This is a genomic window from Inquilinus limosus MP06, assembly GCF_000767795.1.
Lineage (GTDB): Bacteria > Pseudomonadota > Alphaproteobacteria > DSM-16000 > Inquilinaceae > Inquilinus > Inquilinus limosus_E.
In genome coordinates this window covers 1-2743 of sequence record NZ_JANX01000708.1, presented here as the reverse complement: position 1 = coordinate 2743, position 2743 = coordinate 1, and the positions used below count along the sequence as shown (strand labels likewise).

General features: G+C 73.4%; 3 protein-coding genes. 1 reads left to right on the top strand and 2 read right to left on the bottom strand.

Annotation, left to right across the window (positions count from 1 at the left end; translation table 11 throughout):
• Positions 1 to 131: 131 nt before the first annotated feature.
• Entirely contained in the window at positions 132 to 1055 is a 924-nt protein-coding gene (gene panE, locus P409_RS31195) for a 2-dehydropantoate 2-reductase (protein WP_034847639.1), read from the bottom strand.
• Between the two features lie 200 nt (positions 1056 to 1255).
• Here panE and P409_RS31190 point away from each other — a divergent pair, with 200 nt between their 5' ends.
• Positions 1256 to 2443, top strand: coding sequence for a M20 metallopeptidase family protein (locus P409_RS31190; RefSeq protein ID WP_034847636.1), 1188 nt, complete (start codon positions 1256 to 1258; stop codon positions 2441 to 2443).
• Here P409_RS31190 and P409_RS31185 read toward each other — a convergent pair.
• A partial coding sequence (locus P409_RS31185) for a nuclear transport factor 2 family protein (protein WP_034847634.1) occupies positions 2444 to 2743 on the bottom strand: 300 nt, incomplete at its 5' end.

Here is a 2743-nt window from a genome sequence, read left to right as displayed (position 1 = left end):
GGTCCCGGCCTCGACGCCCTCCCCTCACCCGGAGCCGCTTCGCGCCTCCGACCTCTCCCGTAAACGGGAGAGGCAACGACTCGCTGACGTCGAGATCCGGCCTGAACTCATCCCGCTCTACGCGCCTCGCTCTACCCGCCGGCCAGGCGCTGCTGATAGACGGCGAGATGGGTCGCGGCCAGGGCCAGCAGCGGGGTGTCGAGCCCGGCGGCCCGGCCGCGGGCCAGCAGGTCGCCGATGATCTGGTCGGCCTCGATCGGCCCGCCCTGCTGCAGGTCGCGATACATCGAGGAGGTGCGGCCGGCCCCCGGCTCGGTCAGGAAGGCCCGGGTGCTGGCCAGGAAGGCGGCGCCGGGCGGCGTGCCAGCTGCCTTCACCACCGCCACCACCTCGTCCAGGAAACGGCCGGCGAAATCTGCGCCGCCGGGCGCGGCCACCACCTCGCCGGTGCTGCCGCGCATCAGGCAGGTGATGCCGCCGAGCGCCGCCAGCATCACCCATTTCTCCCACATCTCGCGCTCGATCTCCGCCGTCAGCCGGGCGTCGAAGCCGGCGCCGCGCAGCACCGAATCGAGCCGGTCGGTGCGGGCCGAATGCGTACCGTCGCGCTCGCCATAGGCCAGCTCGTGGAAGCCGGCGAGCTGCACGATCCGGCCCTCGGCATCGACCGTGCCGGCGATCTTGCAGACGCCGCCCAGCACCGCGGCGGAGCCGAAGCGCGCCGACAGCAGGTCCATGTGCCGCATGCCGTTCAGGAGCGGCAGGATCATCGTCTCCGGCCCGACGGCGGGGGCGAGGTCGGCCATCGCGCCGGCGAGGCCATAGGCCTTCACCGCCAGCAGCACGGCGTCATAGGGGCCGTCGACCGCATCGGCGGTGACCAGCCGCGGCGCCAGCGTGGCGTCGCCATGCGGGCTGACGATGCGCAGGCCGTCGGCCCGCAGCGCCGCGGCGCGGCCGGGCCGCACCAGGAAGGTGACGTCGCGGCCGGCCTGGGCCAGCCGGCCGCCGAAATACCCGCCGGTCGCCCCGGCGCCGACAACCAACACCCGCATCGCATGCTCCCGTTCTGCCTGCCCCTCATCGGCCAAGCTGGGGTCCGCCCCGCCCGATGTAAAGGCGCGGCCTGGGCTGCGCATTGCGGGGGTGGACGCCGCCCCCTTCGGGTGCAATGACTCGAGTCCCGTCGGCCCGACCGGCCCCGCTGCCCTCGACCCGACGCCCATCACTCGGCCAAGGGGAGCTCGACCCGTCCATGGATACGCGCGGCATCAACGACATCGGCGCCTCGATCGACGCGGCGGTGGAGGCCATCGCCCCCGCTTTGGTCGAGGTGCGGCGCGACATCCATGCCCATCCGGAGATCGGCTTCGAGGTGCAGCGCACCGCCGGCGTGGTGGCGGCGGAGCTCGACAGGCTCGGCATCCCCTACCGCACCGGCATCGGCCGCACCGGCATCGTCGCCGAGATCGAGGGCGGCGCCCCCGGCCCCTGCCTGCTGATCCGCGCCGACATGGACGCGCTGCCGATCCAGGAGATGACCGGCCTGCCCTTCGCCAGCACCGTGCCCGGCAAGATGCATGCCTGCGGCCACGACATCCACACCGCGACCTTGATCGGCGTCGGCGCCGTGCTGAAGGATTTGGCGCCGCGGCTGCGCGGGTCGGTGCGCCTGGTGTTCCAGCCGGCCGAGGAGACGCCGGAGAGCGGGGCGGCGGCGATGATCGTCGACGGCGCGGCGGACGGCGCCGACATGGCGCTGGCCTTCCACAACAGCCCGACCATGCCGACCGGCGAATTCGGCTATCTGCGCGGCGCCAGCACCGCCTCGGCCGACACCTTCGACATCACCGTGCGCGGCCGGTCCGGCCATGCGGCGCGGCCGCAGGACGCGGCCGACCCGATCGTCGCCGCCGCCTATCTGGTGACCCAGCTGCAGACCGTGGTGTCGCGCACCATCGACCCGGCCCAGGGCGCGGTGGTGACGGTCGGCAGCATCGCCGGCGGCGCCACCCACAACATCATCCCCGACACCTGCACCCTGCGCGGCACGGTGCGGGCCCGGTCGCCCGAGGCGCGGACGGCGGCGGAGACGGCGATCCGCCGGATCGTGCAGGGCATCGAGCTGACCCAGGGCGTGACCTGCGAGCTGGACTACCAGCTGGGCGTGCCGCCGCTGATGAACGACAACCGCATCCTGGACGCGTCGGTCGCCGCGGTGCGGGCGCAGTTCGGCGACGTGGTGCACGAGACCACGCCGGGCTTCGGCGCCGAGGATTTCTCGTTCTTCTCCGAGCGGGTGCCGTCCTTCCATCTGCGGGTCGGCGCCAGCCAGCCCGGCCGCAACGACCACCTGCACAACTCCGACTACCAGCCGGACGAGCGCTGCATCGGCCTGGGCGCCGCCGCCCTGGTCCGCAGCGCGGTCGAACTTTTGTCCTGATCAGGCCACGGCCTCGGCCACCGCGAAGCTGTCCTCGAGCAGCCGGAAGCGGGAGATCAGCCCGTCGCGCACGGTGACGTCGATGACGAAGTCGCTGCGCATGATCCGGCCCGTCCGCTTCGCCCGCGATTCCAGCGCGCCGGCGGCGAAGGCGCGGTCGCCCTCGGCGGCGACGGCGGTGACGTCGAAGCGGATCGGCTCGATCCCCTGCCACAGGGCGCGGACGAAATCGGCGACGCCGGCGCGGCCGTTGCGGCGCCCGATCCAGGGCACGCGGTCGACCGCGCCGGGGATGTCCCA